Below are 15,419 nucleotides of genomic sequence, written 5' to 3' on the forward strand. Positions count from 1 at the left end.
GTGGACGGCAAATCCTCAGCCGTTCTTGTTTTTGCCTTTTCCCTCGGCGCCTTTTGCCTGTTCCGGTGCAGGGGCTGGTGCCGGTACAGGTTCCGGCACGACGGTCGCAGTGTTTTCCTGGGCGGCCTGCGCGGCGGCTTCCGCGTCGGCCTTGGTCTTCTCCGCTTCTGCCGCGGCGGCCACTGCTTCAGCTTCCTTCGCTGCCGCTGCGGCGGCGACTACGGCGGCATTGAGGTCGGCCCTGACGGCGGTGATGCTGGTCATGATGCTCCGGCGCCGTTCCTCGGAAACCTGGCCGCTGCCGGCTGCAGTCGCCACGTCCGCTTCCAGGCTGTCCAAGGTCTTGAGCGCGGCCGTGTGATCGTTGGCGGCCGCTGCCTGGCTTACGCCGAGCACGAGTTCCTGAAGATGGGAGGCCGTATCGCGCTGCAGGCCGGTAGCGGCCGGGCCGCAGCCGGCGAGCGATGCCGCCAGCACCAAGGTGGCGGCAAGGCCGGCTCCCCGTGCTCCGGCGCGCTGGCCTGTGGAATGGAAGCGGGTCATGGTTCCACACTCTTCTGAAGTTCCAGGAGGTGGTCACCCAGCGTGCCGCTCACCGCGGGGTAAGGCACGACGCCGGATGTGGACTCTGGCGCCTGGCCCGCTGTGAGTGCCGCGGCACCGCCTGCCAGCGCAACAAGGATCAGGATGGCCACCACCGGGAGCCGCCGCATCTTCTGTCCCGAACGGGCCGACCTCCGTCGGCGCACTCCCAGGGGGCTGCTGGGCTGATCGGTGCCAGGTACCGGCCGTGACTGGGCGGCGTTGGCGGAATCCTCACCGTTGGGGTCTTCGTTGGTCGGCCTGGCCGGCAGATTAAGGGAGGGCGACTCTGCTGTGACGGACGGCGTCCTGAACGGCATGGCCGGCAGCACACGCGTGGTTTCCGGTGCAAGTTCGCCGGGAGTGGATGTCGGCGAGACAAGGGCCTGCCGCAGCGCCGTCTCGATGTCCGCAGCCGTCGGGCGTTCCAGCGGCTCGATTGCCGTCATCGAGCGGATCAGGTCTGCCCACTCGGCAGGGAGATCCGCAGGAATTTTGGGGGCGCGGTGCAGCCTGGCCACCGCAGATTCCACAGCGCTGCCGGGGTACTCCATTGTCTGCTTGATGCATTCGAGCAGGACCAGCCCCAGCGAATAGATGTCTGTGGCAGGGGTGAGCGGGGAACCCATGGCCTGTTCGGGGCTGAGGTACGCCGCGGTGCCCACCATGGCCCCCGTAACGGTCAGGCGTGTTGCGTCGTCGATTCGTGCTATGCCGAAGTCTGCGACCTTGGCCCGCAGTGGCTCCCCGGGTCGGGTCTGCACCAAGAGGATGTTGCCCGGCTTGATATCGCGGTGGAGGATGCCAAGGCCGTGGACATAGGCCAGTGCGTCAGCGATGCCGGCTCCTATGACGGCGAGCTCGTCCAGGGGGACTTTACTGTGCCTGATCCGGCTGCGCAGGTCCTGTCCTTCGACCAGTTCCATCGTCAGGAACGGCCGGGGCTCATCCGGGATACGTACGTCGACGCCGACATCGAACAAAGTCACGAGGCTGGGATGGTTCAGCGTCGCCAGCAGCGTTATTTCAGCTTCCTGGCGTTTCAACTCGTCTGCATCGGGGGCCTGGGGTGCGAAGAGCTTCAAGGCCACGTCGCGACCCAGATTCTTATCCCTTGCACGGTAGACGGACGACATGCCGCCGCGGCCGATCACCTCGCCCAGCCGGTAACGTCCGCCAACCACGTCAATTCTGTTGGAGCTCGGCGATTCCGCCACCATACCCGTTCCTTCCGGCGCTGCGGCAATGTATATATCAAATCATAAGGCAACTTACTATATTGGCCACTCCGCGAGGCCAGCCATCACCGGATGGACGTCGAAATCAGGAACCGGCGATGCCCACCCAGAACCAAGGCCCGGTGGCTTGGCGCGAACCTGGTCCTCGCCGCCTCCTCGACAGTAGCCGTGGCCGTCGTCGCCGGGACCGTAGCCACCATCGGTCTTGCCCTGGCCGGCGCGGAAAACGGCCCGCCAGGCCTGCTGGTCGGCGCCGCGTTGGCGCACGTCCCGGCCGCCGTCGTCTTCGTCGCGGCAACCGCGGTCCTCTTGGCAGCGGCACCCAGAGTGAGTATTCCACTGGGGTTGGGGCATGCTGGCCGCCGGCCTGCTCCGGCGCAGCTACCCCAACGCCTAAGGTGAAGCATGGACTTTGCGGACGTTGTGGTGACGGTCATCGGTGCGGGACTGATTCTGCTGATGGCCGCAGATGTCTTTCACACGCTCCTCTATCCTCACGGCACGGGACCCGTGTGCAGGCTCATCATGCGTGCGCTGTGGCTCCTGTCCCGACGATTCGCCGGCCGGGCCTCCACCGTCGCTGCACCCGCCGCCATGGCGGCGGTGATCGGCGCCTGGGCGTCCTTGTCCATCATGGGATGGGCACTGGTGTATGTACCGCATTTACCGGACGGGTTCGTCTACGCAGCGGGCGTCCCCCATGGAGGGGACCTTTCCGAGGCCATGTACATCTCGATGGTGAGCCTCTCCACTGTCGGCTTCGGTGAGATAGTTCCGGCGGCGCCATTACTTCGGTTCGTCGTCGCTGCGCAGGCCGTCACAGGCTTCGGGTTGCTTACGGCCACGGTCTCCTGGATTCTGCAGACGTACCCCGCCCTCAGCCGGCGCCGCGCCCTTGCCCACGAGCTGAACCTGTTCAGGCAGGCCGCCGGGCCGCAAGGCATGTCGACGTTGGAACCCGGACATGCCGCTACCTTGCTCGAATCATTCGCCAGAAGTGTAGCCACGGTCAGCATGGACCTGCTGGCGTTCAACGAAACGTACTACTTCCACGAAGCACAGCAGAGAGGATCACTGCCGGCTACCGTCGCCTATGCGCACCAACTGGCCTCAGAAGCGCAGGCAAGCACGAACATCGACCTGCAATTTGCCGGACGGATGATGCACGCGGCCTTGGATGACCTGGCCGAGGTCCTCCGCGGAAAATTCGGACACTCCGGCCAAACCTCCTCAGAAGTGTTCCAAAGCTACGAAAGTCATCACCGGCACCGCCGGAACTAAGGAAGTGCCGCCCGCGATGCCCGTTGAAGAGTTCTCTTGCCGCTAAATAGCGAGCCCGCCGCGCAAGCAATGCCCTGGCACTTTGCGGACTGTGCCTCCCTCGGGAACCCGAGGTAGCGCGGAACCGTTTTCGCGTAATCACGGTGGGACCGTCCAAAGAGCTCGGCCAGCATGGCCTCTTCGCCGAGGACAAAGCGGTGTTCCACAAGCAATTCAGCCGGCATCGTCGCGAGGACCCAGGATGAACCGGCCAAGGTTCCCGCGCCCAGTTGGATGAGCCACCAGCCGACATACATCGGATGGCGGGTGATTGCATACGGGCCGGTGATGACCAGCTCCACCGGCCGCTCCAGCGCGAAGGGGCCCGCCGAGCGGCGTCGCCGTTCAGCCAGCGCCCAAACATTCAGGCCGACGCCGGCGAGCAGCAGTGCCGCCCCCGCTATCCGGTGGAGGGAGCGGGATCCGGGAAGCGGCATTGGACGGACCCGGTCAAGGAGGAGATCCAGGGCCAGCGCGGCCACGATAGGCAGCGGCAGCGGGAGGTTGTCGTAAACCTCCTTCAACCGCCTGGCCGGCGAGCCTGCAGAGCGGGCCGTCACAGTACGTCCGATGGCTTGCGGGCGTCAAAGAGGGAGGCGAGGAACGCCGTCGTATCTTCTGCGACCTGGTCCGGGCACTCCCACACCACCAGATGCGCCACATCGGGGTAGACCTTCAGCACGGAGCCGGGGATCCGGGCTGCCAGGGTTTCCTGGCCGCCGCGTGTCAGCAAGCGGTCCTGTTCTCCCCACAGGATCAGCGTGGGGGCGTGGATGGTTCCCGATTCGGTGGGCGGGGTGGCCTCGCCCAGGCCGTTCAGGATGCCCTTCCAGGCGTGGGCCGGCATCCGGAGACCGTCGTGCACACGGTCCTCGACGAACCAAGCGGGAACCTCGTGCAACAGGGGAAACCAGGACAGGGAATCCCGGACCCAGTCCTCGTCGAGGGGGTCCGTCAGGCGGTCCACTTCGTCGGCGAAGGGTGCCCGCCCGTGGAGGCTCAGGGGAGCGCCCACCAGCACCAGCGAGGCAACCTTTTGTGGGTGGGAAATGGCGAGTTGCTGGGCGACGTAGCCGCCGCTTGAGGAGCCGACGACGGCGGCGCTCGGCACGTTGAGGGCCTCCAGGATTGCGGCTGCGTCCTCGGCCTGTTCCGCCAGGGAGTAGCCGCCCTCCGGTTTGTCCGCCTCACCTTGCCCGCGGAGATCCGGGGCATAGACCCGGAAACCGGGCAACTGGGGAATCAAGCGGTCAAAGCTGCCGCTCGATTCGCCCCACGCGTGTAGCAGCAGCACCGGTTTCGCGGCGGCGTCGCCGTGGACGAGGCACGGCACCGTGATGCCGGTGCGGAGCGTGAGATACCGGACTTCGGAGTCCATGGATTCAGGCTACGCCGGGTGCCGCTCTCGGTAGAGTTTTGCTTATGGATACCCCGGTGAGGGTTCGTTTCGCGCGCGTCGAGGACGCTGCCCATATGGCGCGCGTGAATGTGCGGACCTGACGATTCGGCAGCGCTCTGGGTGGCCGATCCAAATCCTCGGGCGCAGGCGTTCTACCGCAAGCACGGGTTCGTGGCGGACGGGACCGTGAATGTGGAGGACGGCGTGCGCGAGATCCGCATGGTGCGGATCTCCTCCGGGCGTGGCTCGCGCTCGGACAATCGCATGGATTAGGGGAGTAACCCCCAGGGACGTCAGGGGATCTCCCGTACCTCCAGCAAGGGCCGGCCCGCTGGTAGAGGACCCTCTTGGCGGGCAGTTTCACTTGAACATTCTGGGCAGCACGCGTCGACGGTGCGGACTATGCAACACACGTCTCCGCGCCAGGCATTGATGCCTTCCCGGACGGCGATGGCGGCGATGACCAGTGCGGCCCCGGCATCGGCCCACCACCAGCCCAGAGTGCTGTTCAGGACCAGCCCCACCAGCAGGACCGCTGACAGGTACGTGCACAGAAGCGTCTGCTTTGAGTCGGCCACCGCGGTCCGGGAGCCCAGCTCGCGCCCCGCGCGGCGCTGCAGCCAGGACAAAACGGGCATGATGGCCAGGCTCAGGGCAGCGATAACGATCCCCGGCGTTGAGTGCCGTGCTTCCCCGCCGCCCGTCAGCGCCCGTACGGCATCGACGGTGACGAACGCGGCGAGGGCGAAGAAGGACACCGCGATGATCCGCAGGGTCAGATGCTCCCGGCGTTCCGGGTCCTTGGCGGAGAACTGCCAGGACAGCGCCAGGGCGGAGGCCACCTCGATGACTGAGTCCAGCCCGAACCCGATCAACGCCGAGGAGTCCGCGACACCGCCGGCCCACAGGGCGGCGACCGCTTCAATGAGGTTGTAGGTGATCGTCGCCGCGGCGAACAGCCGGATCCTTCGGGTCAGGACCGCACGGCGCTCCGGCGCCAGCGGGTTCAGCAGCGCCGTCATGCCGGGCACGTTCCGTCCGGCGCGCAGCAGGCCGGATCCACGGCGAGGACCACGCCGATCAGATCCCTGACAGCGTGGCCCAGCCGGGCATCCGCAAGCTCGTACCGGCTTCGCCGCCCGTCAGGGACGGCGACCACCAGGCCGCAGCCGCGCAGGCACGTCAGGTGGTTGGACATGCTCTGCCGCGAAACTTCCAAAGTGTCGGCCAGATCGGACGGGTAGGCCGGCGCGTCAGCAAGGGCCAGCAGAATCCGGGCCCGCGTTGGGTCCGAGACTGCGTAACCGAACCGTGCCAGTACCGGTGCATGAGCGAGCGTTTCCATACCAATAAAGTACATCTAAGGATGTATTCACGCAATTGTGAACTCAGCCGGTTCCCACCCGCTCGGCCTGTTTAGTGGATGACCCGGTAGCGGACGTGGGTGACGAGGCCGGTGCCGCTCACTTCCGTGGGCTCAAGCGTGAGGTTCGCGACGCCGTCGAGCAGCCGTTCGCCCGCCCCCAGGATGATGGGCGCGGTGTGGAGCCGCAGCTCGTCGATCAGCCCCGCCGATAGGTATTGCTGGGCGGTCTGCGCCCCGCCGGCAATGGCCACGTCCTTGCTGCCTGCGGCCTTCCGGGCCTGGGCCAGCGCCGATTCGATCCCATCGGTCACGAAGTTGAACGTGGTACCGCCCTGCATCTGCAGGGGCTCGCGTCGCTGATGGGTGAGAACGAAAACCGGTGCGTGATAGGGCGGCTCCTCACCCCACCATCCCCGCCAGTCCTCATCCCACGCCCCGGGACCTGCGAACATGTTCCGCCCCATGATGTAGGCGCCGGAAGCGAGGATGCCTTCGATCGCGGCCGCGTTGGCCTCGGGTTCCTCGAACATCCACCGGTGCAGGAGCTCGCCGTTCTCGCCCAGCGGCTCCACCGGGCTTTGGTTCGGGCCGGCGACGAAGCCGTCGAGGGAGATGGTCAGGTCGCACGTGACTCGGCTCATGCGCCCCATCATGCCACCGGGTCATGGCCCTTGAGTAGGGCTCGGCTGCTCGATGGTGACGGTGCCGGCGTCGCCATCCACACGGATCTGCTGGCCGCTGGTGAGCCGCTGGGTGGCAACGCCGGTGCCGAGCACGGCCGGGATGCCGTACTCCCGGGCCACGATGGAGCTGTGGCTCAACGGTCCGCCCACGTCGGTCACCACGGCGGAGGCCATCGCGAACAGCGAGGTCCAGGCGGGAGTGGTGATGCGGGCGACGAGGACCTCTCCGGGCTCCATCAGGGCGAAATCCTGTGGTCCCCTCAGGACTCGGGCCGGAGCGCTGACCCGGCCCGCGCTCGCGCCCGTGCCCTTGATGATGTCGCCGAGTTGGTGCTGCGAGCCTGCGGGCATCATGGAGCCGAAGGCCTTTTCCATCCACCGGCTCTCCGGGAGCAGTTGCGGGGCAGCGGCCTTCATCTGGCCCCGCCACAGCATCTTGCGCTCTTCGACGGCGGCGGCGCGGACGGGCCGGTCGGCTCCGGTAATGGCCACGGCCGCCGTTGCGCCCGGCGCGGCCAGGCCGAACTCGACGGCGCTGCGCAGCTCCTGGTGCCGCAGCCAGAACACGTCGGCGGGCTCGGCGATGACAGCGGAGTCCACCAGCCGCTGCCCTAGTTCCAGCAGCATCCGCCGGAGCAGCGGCCAGGCCAGGCCGACGTCGGCCAGGGCATCCTCGCGGATCGGCGCGGTGGTCTGTGCCCACCGGAGCAAACGGAGGAACGCGGCCCGGCGGCGCGGCCCGAGCCGGGCGCTGATCCGGCTGGTCTCGTCCTCGCGGCGGTCGGCCGAGTGCCGCTGCCGCTCATGGGGGTCAGTGCCTTGCCCCCGCAGGTAGAACTTCACCGTGTCCAGCAGGGCTGACGGATCGTCGGCCGGCACCGGGCTGGCGAAGTCCAGATTGTAGACCGCATGGCCGAACCGGCCGAGGTGGTCCTGGAAGCGAGGACGCCACTGTTGCCACAACGGCTCAGCGAAGCCGGCAGGCGGGAATCCCGTGCGTTGGGACTCGGCCAACGCCGTCGTCGGTTCATGGAGGAGCGCCGAGGCGAGCCCGGGGACGCCGCGGGCCCAGGCTGCCAGATCGTACAGGGACTTCTCCGCCCGGATGGGTTCGCTGTCGTAGCCGAGGATGAACGTCACGGCGGGGGGTTCGCCGTCGCGCCGGACGAACTTGTCGTAGTACGCCCGGAACGAGATTTCGCTGCATGCGGCGAGCGGAATGACTGACTGGACGGCTGTGTAGTACACGGTGCCGGCGTCCAGCAGCGCCTGCACACCCTCCAGCAGTTCCTCGCCGGTGAGCTCGCCGACCGGCGTCGCGGACCGGTCTTTGATCACCCGTTCGTAGTGTGGATGCGAAAATTCGCGCCAGCCTGCCACTCCCATGTGCGCCTGGCCGCGGGCCAGCGCGCGTACCGCCGTCAGCGCCTTGCCCATGATCCGCCACATCCCCGAGGTGCGGTAGTAGTAATAGGCGTAGCCGTTGATGGTGGGCAGTCCCACGTCGCCCTCGCGGATGACGTTCGTGCCCACGGCCTCGTTCATCAAGGCTCGCAGCGACCTGGACACCGAGCCGTCAATGAGGTCGGCAAACAGCGGCGAGAGCGGGTCGGGCAGCTGTTCCACGATGCTCGCCCGGAAGTACATCCCCTTGGGGAAGGGCACGGGCCAGGTATCCGGGGTGTCGGCCGCCGGTTCGGGCAGCGCGGTGATGGGCCGGGACTGCAGGATGAAAAACCCGCCACCGGCCCGCGCCCACTCGATGTCCTGCGGTGCCCCGAAATGATCCGCACTCCGCGTGCCATACCCGGCGAGCTCGGCTGCGGCACGGTCGTCAAGAACGGGAGCACGACGGCGGGCTGCCGCCACGGGCTGCTCCCGGGTGCCGTGCTCCGCGTAGACAGTCATAACCGCCTTGTCTGCGGTGCGTCGCGAGAGCACGGCGCCCGTCCCGGCGTCGACTACGAGGTCATCCGTGGTGACCGTCCCGCTGACCACGGACTCGCCCAGGCCCCACGCGGCACTGATGGCGATCTGGTCGCGGCGCCCGTTGGCCGGATTGGCAGTGAACATGACCCCGGCAGCCTCGGCCTCGACCATCCGCTGGACCACCACCGCGAGGCGCACCGAATCCGGTCCGATGCCTCCGCGGGCCCGGTAGGCCATGGCACGCGCCGTCCACAGGGAAGCCCAGCAATCGATCACGGCCGCGGACAGCGACTCGGCCCCGCGGACGTTCAGGTAGGTTTCCTGTTGCCCGGCGAAGCTGGCTGCGGCGAGGTCCTCGGCCGTGGCGGAGGAGCGCACCGCAACGGCCGGATTCCCGTCGGCGTCACCGTCGCCGTCGCCGTCGGCGAACTGCCCGTAGGCGGCGCCGAGTTCCGCTGCGATGTCGGCCGGCATGATGCCGCCGGCGAACAGGGCGCGGATCCGCTCCGAGGCGTCCGCGTAGTCCTGGGGCGCGGCCTGCGGCGACAGAGTGGCCAGTTCCTGGATGCGTGCCTCAAGGTGGTTGGCGTCCACAAAATGCGAATAGGCTGCGGTGTTCAGCACAAAGCCTGGGGGGACCGGCGGCCCGGCCTGAAGGAGGCCGCCCAGTCCCACGGCCTTTCCGCCGGCCACGGCGATGTCGCCTGCTCCCACATCGGCCAAATTGTTGACGTAGGTCATGATTGTGCGTCCTCACTGGCCGGTTTGGGGTCCTGCAGCGAACCTGATTCTCCACATACTGGCACTGCCGCAGACAAGAGGCCATAGCTCACGCGTGTCTTAGGATTCACTCCCGCCGTGGCGCACATAAGCTCGATACATGGGCAAAAACCAGCACAGCGAGTTGGAAGGGCAGACCTCCATCAACGAGCTGCTCGACAAGCCCATCGGCGACACCCACATCCAGCTGGTGCTGCCCATCCACGTCCAGCTGCGGCCCGGGGAGTTCCGCCGGGTGTCCTGACGCCGTTGAAGTTTCGGTGGCCTTAGTGGCGGACCTTCCTGATTTTCAGACTGTGTCGCCTCGACGGAGTTCCGGTGTTCTGGTCCGCGATCCGGCGGAGGCGGCGCCAGCGAATGCCGTTACGGAGGTGAGCCTGGTCAGTGGGATGCGCCGGATGCACCGGCCTCGATCCACTCCTACGGCGCCGAGTCCGGAGGATAACCACTAGCGTCACGCCCAGCCAGGCAAACGCTGCCCCGATGACGAGGAAAACCGCCGGGATCGTGTCCATGATTAAGTCTAGATCCCAATCCGTAAGCGCACTTACTAAACCATAGGCACCTGGCCAGCGGCCGCCGTCGGGAATTACGACGACGGCGCACGGCTTGGGGGCGCCGCTCGCGTTGGTACTTGGGCGCGCCGGTGGATGAAGTATTCGGCCACCGCCAGGCTGAGTACCCATGATGCGCCAATCAGAAGCGCCCGGGTCAGTTCGTCTACCGGTCCTACCAGGAGAATCCACGGAATTGTCACCACAACAATGGTTCCCTGGGCGATGCCGATGGCGTACGCCCGCGACATCCATTCGCTGTGCCGGACGTAGTTCCGGCGCCGCACGGCGATGAATCCAAGGACAATGAACGCGACCATGGCGGACCCGAAGGCGAGCCGAAGGACAAGTAGCAGCGGCCCGTCCAGAGGCGTGAGATCGTAGAAAACTGCCATCCACAAACCCGACAGGGCGGCGAGCAGGCCGGTGGGGGCAAGAATGCGTCCCGCGATTTTGTGCCAGCTGGCCCTGCCGCGCTTGCCCCGTCGAAGCGAGGGAACGAACTGAAACGCCCCCAGCACCAGGTACACCGTGACGGTGGGGATATGGATCAGCACGGGGACTGGCGAATCGAAGAACCGCGCGTTATCCGGCGTGATCTGACCTCCCGAGAGCTCGGTCAGGCGCACGGCCCCGGCGATGACCGGGACGAGGCTGAGGAGGATCAGGGCGGCAGGTACGAGCCAGCGGGTCCGGGGGCTTTTGCGGGAGCGGGGAAGGGTTGCAGATTTCATGAGTTCGCTTCTCTGGTCCGTGCGCGCACGCACTCGCCGGGGTTGAGTCAGGCCGGGACCTCAGAGTCCCTCATGACGCAGATCGAAATTTTCGAGAGTTGGCGGCCGGAATGCGTGCCCAGCACCACGCTATTCGTGCGGCGTACGGCCAACGTACTGCACTTGGTCCCGATAGGCGATAGGCGATAGGCGCTCGGTGATGGTGGTCAGCGCCAGGAAACGTTGGGTGAAAGGCCGACCGCCGTAAATATGGGAAAACAGAAAACTACGTCTTCCCTTAGCACCTATTTCCATTATTAAGCCTCGAATTCCCCGATCGACGAACGGCTCAAGATCGGCTCAAGACCGGATCAATGTTGTGCCAGGATCCGCGAAGTATCCGCCGTTCGCATGGGACGTAGAAATAGGGTCTTCAGTGACGCAAGATGTCGACAGGGTAAAAGCCCGGCTAATTGTCGGGCTTTTATTATTGGGGGAAATAATGTCGAACAATGAAGTGCTCTGGGCTCCAGTATCAGGTGGTCCCGGGTCAAGACCACCAGGCAGGCCACGTGCTTCCACGTTCATCGTCGGCGGCATCACAGCCCTTTTCATGATTATTGGTGCTTTCAGTGGCGGTCTCGGGGGCGCTCTGGTTTTCCTAGCTATCGCCGGCGCCGTTACCGGCTTTTATGTTCTGGCGACCGGACGCCGTTCCTGGGCGTGGCTCCCGGCGAAGCGGAAGGCAGGGGCCATCGCACTCGCCCTCTCCTTCGCTCTCTTCATCGCCGGCGCAGTCACAGTGCCACGGACCAACGCGGAGGATCTCCAGGCAGCCTCCTCGGACTGGAATGCCTCGCCGGGAACCGCCACAGCGAGCGCATCTGCAAAAGCGACTCCGACGCCGTCGTCCGTTCCAACCGCGCAGGCGACGGGCGCCCCGCTCGATCCTGAGACTTCAAGCCTCGTTGCGAACGATGTCACGGCTCCGAAGACGCAGCCCGCCTTTGCAACGAAGACGATCGACCTGCTGGCAACCCTTCCCATCAAGGGCCGGGCGCCGAAGACGGGCTACGACCGTGCGCTCTTCGGTCAGGCCTGGGCAGACGTGGACCGCAACGGCTGCGACACGCGGAACGACATGCTCAAGCGCGACCTTACGGGGATCACCTACACCAACAGCATCCCCTGCAAGGTTCAGTCCGGAACGCTGGCGGACCCCTACACAGGCACTACCATCCGCTTCCTGCGGGGGAGTGCCACCAGCAGCGCCGTCCAGATCGACCATGTTGTTGCCCTCAGCGACGCCTGGCAGAAGGGTGCGCAGCAGTTGACCACGGAGCAGCGGACGGCCTTCGCCAATGACCCCCTGAACCTCCAGTCCACGGACGGTCCCACCAACATGAAAAAGGGCGACGGCGACGCCGCCACCTGGTTGCCGCCGAATAAGGGCTTCCGGTGCGAATACGTTGCCCGGCAGATTTCGGTGAAGGCAACGTACAGCCTGTGGGTCACCCAGGCGGAGCATGCCGCGATGGCCAGGATCCTTGCCGACTGCTCCGGCCAGCTCGCACCAACAAACGAGCAGGCACCAGTCGCCGCGGCGCAGGCGCCCGCACCTGCGCCGGTGGTGGCAGCTGACCCGGTAGCTCCCGCTCCGGCCCCGGCGGCTGTGGCACCCGCCCCTGCTCCGGTTGCTCCCGCGCCTGTTGTGCCGGCGCCCGCACCTGTTTCTGCTGCTCCGGCCGCCGTTTACTACGCCAACTGCACGGCCGCCAAGGCCGCCGGTGCCGCGCCGATCTATGCCGGACAGGCCGGCTATAGGGCGGCATTGGACCGCGACTCCGACGGTGTGGCCTGCGAGAGCTAGCCACGCCAATCACTCCACCGTTTCAAGAATTTCCAAGGGGGAAAAATGAAGAAGACACTGACATTAATTGTGCTGACCGGCCTCATGCTGACGGGATGCAGTGGTACGCAGGCGTCATCAACGTCAACCGCTGTTGCAGTGGTTGCAGATGCTGTCACGGTTCCAGGCGTGCTGAGCCTGACTCTGGACAAAGCCACGGAGCAACTGGAAGATCTCGGGTTCAAGGTCGAAGCTGCGGACACTGCCGATGGCAAGTCCATCATCGTAAAGAAGAACTGGCAGGTGACGTCCCAAGACCCAACCGAAGGCGCACAGGTGGCAAAGGGATCCACCGTTCACCTAGGCGTCAAGAACCTTGAAAAGGCTGCGGCGGAAAAGGCCGCCGCTGATAAAGCCGCAGCTGACAAGGCTGCAGCAGAGGCGGCTGCTGCAGCAAAGGTTGTGGCGGACAAAGCTGCGGCAGATCAGGCAGCCGCGCAGCAGGTTGCAGCCCAGAAAGCAGCCGAGGCAGCCGCGCAGCAGACTGCCCAGCAGGCGGTCGTAAAGCCAGCACCCGTAGTCCAGGCACCAGCAGCCGTGTACTACGCAAACTGCACGGCGGCACGCGCAGCAGGTGCGGCGCCCATCTATGCCGGAACACCGGGATATGGGACGCACCTCGACAGAGACCGCGACGGAATCGGGTGCGATAAGTAAGCGAATCGGACGATTAATGCCGCGGAAACCTTTCCTCTGGAAGGTGTCCGCGGCTGTCGGCTTTAGTGCTGATCCAGGCCAGGGAGTGTTGAGCATGTTCAGCCGCATCACCGCGATGGACTTCCCCGTAACTGCACGAGTAGCCGAACTGGGGCACTTTGACATGGACACGCCGCGGTTTGAGCCGTTTCGGGGCCAGGTCACCGTCAATGTGGCCCACGACGGCGCCCCGCTGACGGCGAACGCTGCACTTTAGGCCACACCGCGCCAGCCGGAGCCTGAACGGGCAAATTGCGGGCGGCATCAGCCCGCACTCTGGCGAGAAGCCACACCGTCCGCGGGACAGGGCAAAGGATGGCCAGCACGAGCACAGGCACCAGAAAAATGCCGACGTCGGGAAACTGGCGGATGATCACAAACAAGTGGGTGTCGAACCGGGCGGGGGCGTAGCTGAGGCACAGCCAGAGGGCGAACGCGTCGAGGGCGAGAGCAGCAACTCCCCAAACCAGAAGCACCCAGCGCTTCCGGGACGGAGCACGCCGCCGAAGCAAAAACCGCAGCACCAGCCACAGGCTCAGCAGCTCCGTCAGAAGCAGGGCCAGGGCCACCGCCCAGCTGTAACGCTGCAGCCAGTCCTCGAACACCACCGCCGGCACGGGGGACTGCCCGTGGAGGATCCGCAGGACGTTGGTGTCGATGGCCTTGAGCCGCGACGGGGCGGCGGTGTCATTGCCGTTGATGACCAGGGCGACGCCAAGGCCGGACTCCGGAACCATGGCCAGGTAGGTGTGGCTGTTGCCCCATTCGCCCTGATGCTCCAGGAGCAGCGGCAAGTCCGCTTCCTGGACGGCCGGTGCTGCGGGATCGGCGGATTCCACCAGCGGCCGGGTGAACCACCCCATGGCGTACCGCTTGGACCCGTCCACCTGCACCCCCGGCTCGAACATCGCCGCCACGCTCTCGGGCCGGAGGATTTGGGCACCGCCGTACCGTCCGCCGTCGAGCAGTGCGATCAGCTGGTGGCCGATGTCCTCCGCCGACGCGTACAGCGTGGACGACGGCATGCCGGTGGTGGGTGCGGGCACGTCGGTCTGGCGCCAGAACGAGCCGAACCACAGCGAGTAGCCGGCGGCCGCATTGTCCGCGCGGGCGGCAGCCTGCGTGGGATGGCTGTGGGCCATCTCCAGCGGCCCAAAGACGTGCTGCTCCAAGTAGTCACCGAAAGGCTGGCCGGAGACTGTCTGCACCAGGAGGCCCAGGATGTTGAAGTTGGCGCTGGCGTAGTGGAAGGCCTCGCCCGGTTCGCCGGCCAGCGGGGAACCGGCCAAGGCCCGGACCCCTTCCTCGAGAGCCTCCGGGCCCTGCGCGTCGGAGGCTTCGAAGGCCGTGTCCTTGGATGACATGCCGCTGGCCTGGTGGAGCAGATGGCGGACTGTGATGGCTTGCGAGCGACTGTCGTCCAGCGTGAACCAGGGCAGGTAGGTCTGCACCGGCGCATCCAGCCGCAGGCGGCCGGCCTCCACCTGCTGCATCACGGCGATGGCGGTGACGGACTTGCTGGTGGAGGCCAGCAGCACCGGCGTCTGGGCGGTCATCGGGCGCCCGGAGTCGTCGGCGCGTCCGAATGCGGCGGAGTGCACGTGGACGCCGTCCCGGACGACGGCGATGGCGGCGCCCGGAATCCCGAGGGTGTCCAGTTGCTCCCGAAGGAAGGTGTCCAGCGCGTCGTAGGTCTGCTCGGGGCTCGCGGGTCCCGTGGCCAGCAGGCCGGCAGGTGACGGTGCCGGTGTGGTGGCGCCGCCGAGGATCCCCACGGTCAGGAAGCACAACAGGAGACAGCGCGCTGACCAGGAAATAGCTCGCATGCCCGCACCTGCACTTCGGCTGACCGTCCCTTCACGGTATGGCCTGGCCAGGTGGAAAACAATGCATCCCTGCCTCGGCGTGGGGGAGTACGACGGCGGCGCCCGGATTGGGTGGCGACGGTCGCCTCACGTGCCCCGGCCGGGCGGCGGGTGGCGATTATGGCACACCTGTATCCTGACAATGCAGGTTGAATGGTTCCAGCAGCCATCAACCAAGCGCGGTTCGCGGCCGGAAGACGGTCCGGAATCTTGGGCCGTCGCCTTCCACGTCGTGGAATCACCGCCGCAATCGTCACTCTCCGATCGGCCCCCGGACTCTTGGAATGGATCTATATCACTACCGACACACCAGCTCCCGTGGGAATCCCGACGTCGGCCCCCGATCCGGCGCGCGCAGCTGCGGTGGATGATCCCGCCGTCGTGA

Annotated in this window: 16 protein-coding genes; 6 read left to right on the plus strand and 10 right to left on the minus strand. The window is 66.2% G+C overall.

What is annotated here, in order from left to right:
• Positions 1–15 precede the first annotated feature (15 nt).
• Together ASG77_RS14920 and ASG77_RS14925 are read right to left on the minus strand one after the other, a co-directional pair.
• Positions 16–543 carry a hypothetical protein gene (locus ASG77_RS14920; protein WP_056346853.1) on the minus strand — a complete coding sequence of 176 codons (528 nt, stop codon included), beginning with the start codon at positions 541–543 and terminating at the stop codon, positions 16–18.
• On the minus strand, positions 540–1,802 hold the full coding sequence (locus ASG77_RS14925; RefSeq protein WP_056346854.1) for a serine/threonine-protein kinase: 1,263 nt from the start codon (positions 1,800–1,802) through the stop codon (positions 540–542). The genes ASG77_RS14920 and ASG77_RS14925 overlap by 4 nt, the downstream gene beginning before the upstream one ends.
• Positions 1,803–1,892: 90 nt before the next feature.
• Here ASG77_RS14925 and ASG77_RS21975 point away from each other — a divergent pair, with 90 nt between their 5' ends.
• Positions 1,893–2,222: a hypothetical protein gene (locus ASG77_RS21975; RefSeq protein ID WP_156380335.1), complete on the plus strand. Its 330-nt coding sequence runs from the start codon at positions 1,893–1,895 to the stop codon at positions 2,220–2,222.
• 3 nt (positions 2,223–2,225) lie between these two features.
• On the plus strand, positions 2,226–3,101 hold the full coding sequence (locus ASG77_RS14930; protein WP_056346856.1) for a potassium channel family protein: 876 nt from the start codon (positions 2,226–2,228) through the stop codon (positions 3,099–3,101).
• Here the strand turns inward: ASG77_RS14930 and ASG77_RS14935 are convergent.
• Positions 3,098–3,700, minus strand: coding sequence for a methyltransferase family protein (locus tag ASG77_RS14935; protein WP_082576069.1), 603 nt, complete (start codon positions 3,698–3,700; stop codon positions 3,098–3,100). The genes ASG77_RS14930 and ASG77_RS14935 overlap by 4 nt on opposite strands.
• The gene (locus ASG77_RS14940; protein WP_056346857.1) at positions 3,697–4,518 is read right to left on the minus strand and encodes an alpha/beta fold hydrolase; all 822 of its coding nucleotides are present in this window, start codon (positions 4,516–4,518) and stop codon (positions 3,697–3,699) included. The genes ASG77_RS14935 and ASG77_RS14940 overlap by 4 nt, the downstream gene beginning before the upstream one ends.
• Before the next feature lie 108 nt (positions 4,519–4,626).
• On the opposite strand from ASG77_RS14940, the gene ASG77_RS14945 reads away from it, so the two are divergent.
• On the plus strand, positions 4,627–4,812 hold the full coding sequence (locus ASG77_RS14945) for a GNAT family N-acetyltransferase (protein ID WP_056346859.1): 186 nt from the start codon (positions 4,627–4,629) through the stop codon (positions 4,810–4,812).
• Between the two features lie 20 nt (positions 4,813–4,832).
• Here ASG77_RS14945 and ASG77_RS14950 read toward each other — a convergent pair whose 3' ends face one another.
• The 4 genes from ASG77_RS14950 to ASG77_RS14965 all read right to left on the minus strand — a co-directional run bounded on the left by ASG77_RS14950 (position 4,833) and on the right by ASG77_RS14965 (position 9,258).
• The gene (locus ASG77_RS14950) at positions 4,833–5,561 is read right to left on the minus strand and encodes a cation diffusion facilitator family transporter (RefSeq protein WP_082576070.1); all 729 of its coding nucleotides are present in this window, start codon (positions 5,559–5,561) and stop codon (positions 4,833–4,835) included.
• Positions 5,558–5,884 (minus strand): ArsR/SmtB family transcription factor, encoded by a 327-nt coding sequence (locus ASG77_RS14955; protein ID WP_056347347.1) that lies wholly within the window; start codon positions 5,882–5,884, stop codon positions 5,558–5,560. Before ASG77_RS14955 ends, ASG77_RS14950 begins: the two co-directional genes overlap by 4 nt.
• A gap of 71 nt (positions 5,885–5,955) precedes the next feature.
• Positions 5,956–6,546 (minus strand): dihydrofolate reductase family protein, encoded by a 591-nt coding sequence (locus ASG77_RS14960; RefSeq protein WP_056346861.1) that lies wholly within the window; start codon positions 6,544–6,546, stop codon positions 5,956–5,958.
• Between the two features lie 21 nt (positions 6,547–6,567).
• On the minus strand, positions 6,568–9,258 hold the full coding sequence (locus tag ASG77_RS14965) for a PEP/pyruvate-binding domain-containing protein (protein WP_056346863.1): 2,691 nt from the start codon (positions 9,256–9,258) through the stop codon (positions 6,568–6,570).
• Between the two features lie 139 nt (positions 9,259–9,397).
• On the opposite strand from ASG77_RS14965, the gene ASG77_RS21980 reads away from it, so the two are divergent.
• Positions 9,398–9,541 carry a hypothetical protein gene (locus ASG77_RS21980; RefSeq protein ID WP_156380336.1) on the plus strand — a complete coding sequence of 48 codons (144 nt, stop codon included), beginning with the start codon at positions 9,398–9,400 and terminating at the stop codon, positions 9,539–9,541.
• Between the two features lie 345 nt (positions 9,542–9,886).
• On the opposite strand, the gene ASG77_RS14970 is transcribed toward ASG77_RS21980, so the two are convergent.
• Positions 9,887–10,585, minus strand: a complete 699-nt coding sequence (locus ASG77_RS14970; RefSeq protein WP_056346865.1) for a DUF2306 domain-containing protein — start codon at positions 10,583–10,585, stop codon at positions 9,887–9,889.
• 592 nt (positions 10,586–11,177) lie between these two features.
• On the opposite strand from ASG77_RS14970, the gene ASG77_RS14975 reads away from it, so the two are divergent.
• The gene (locus tag ASG77_RS14975) at positions 11,178–12,434 is read left to right on the plus strand and encodes a GmrSD restriction endonuclease domain-containing protein (protein WP_156380337.1); all 1,257 of its coding nucleotides are present in this window, start codon (positions 11,178–11,180) and stop codon (positions 12,432–12,434) included.
• A gap of 45 nt (positions 12,435–12,479) precedes the next feature.
• Positions 12,480–13,130 carry an excalibur calcium-binding domain-containing protein gene (locus tag ASG77_RS14980; protein ID WP_056346869.1) on the plus strand — a complete coding sequence of 217 codons (651 nt, stop codon included), beginning with the start codon at positions 12,480–12,482 and terminating at the stop codon, positions 13,128–13,130.
• A gap of 206 nt (positions 13,131–13,336) precedes the next feature.
• Here the strand turns inward: ASG77_RS14980 and ASG77_RS14990 are convergent, their stop codons facing one another.
• Positions 13,337–14,995 carry a serine hydrolase domain-containing protein gene (locus ASG77_RS14990; RefSeq protein WP_082576071.1) on the minus strand — a complete coding sequence of 553 codons (1,659 nt, stop codon included), beginning with the start codon at positions 14,993–14,995 and terminating at the stop codon, positions 13,337–13,339.
• Positions 14,996–15,419 lie beyond the last annotated feature (424 nt).

Source organism: Arthrobacter sp. Soil762 (genome assembly GCF_001428335.1).
Taxonomy (GTDB): domain Bacteria; phylum Actinomycetota; class Actinomycetes; order Actinomycetales; family Micrococcaceae; genus Arthrobacter.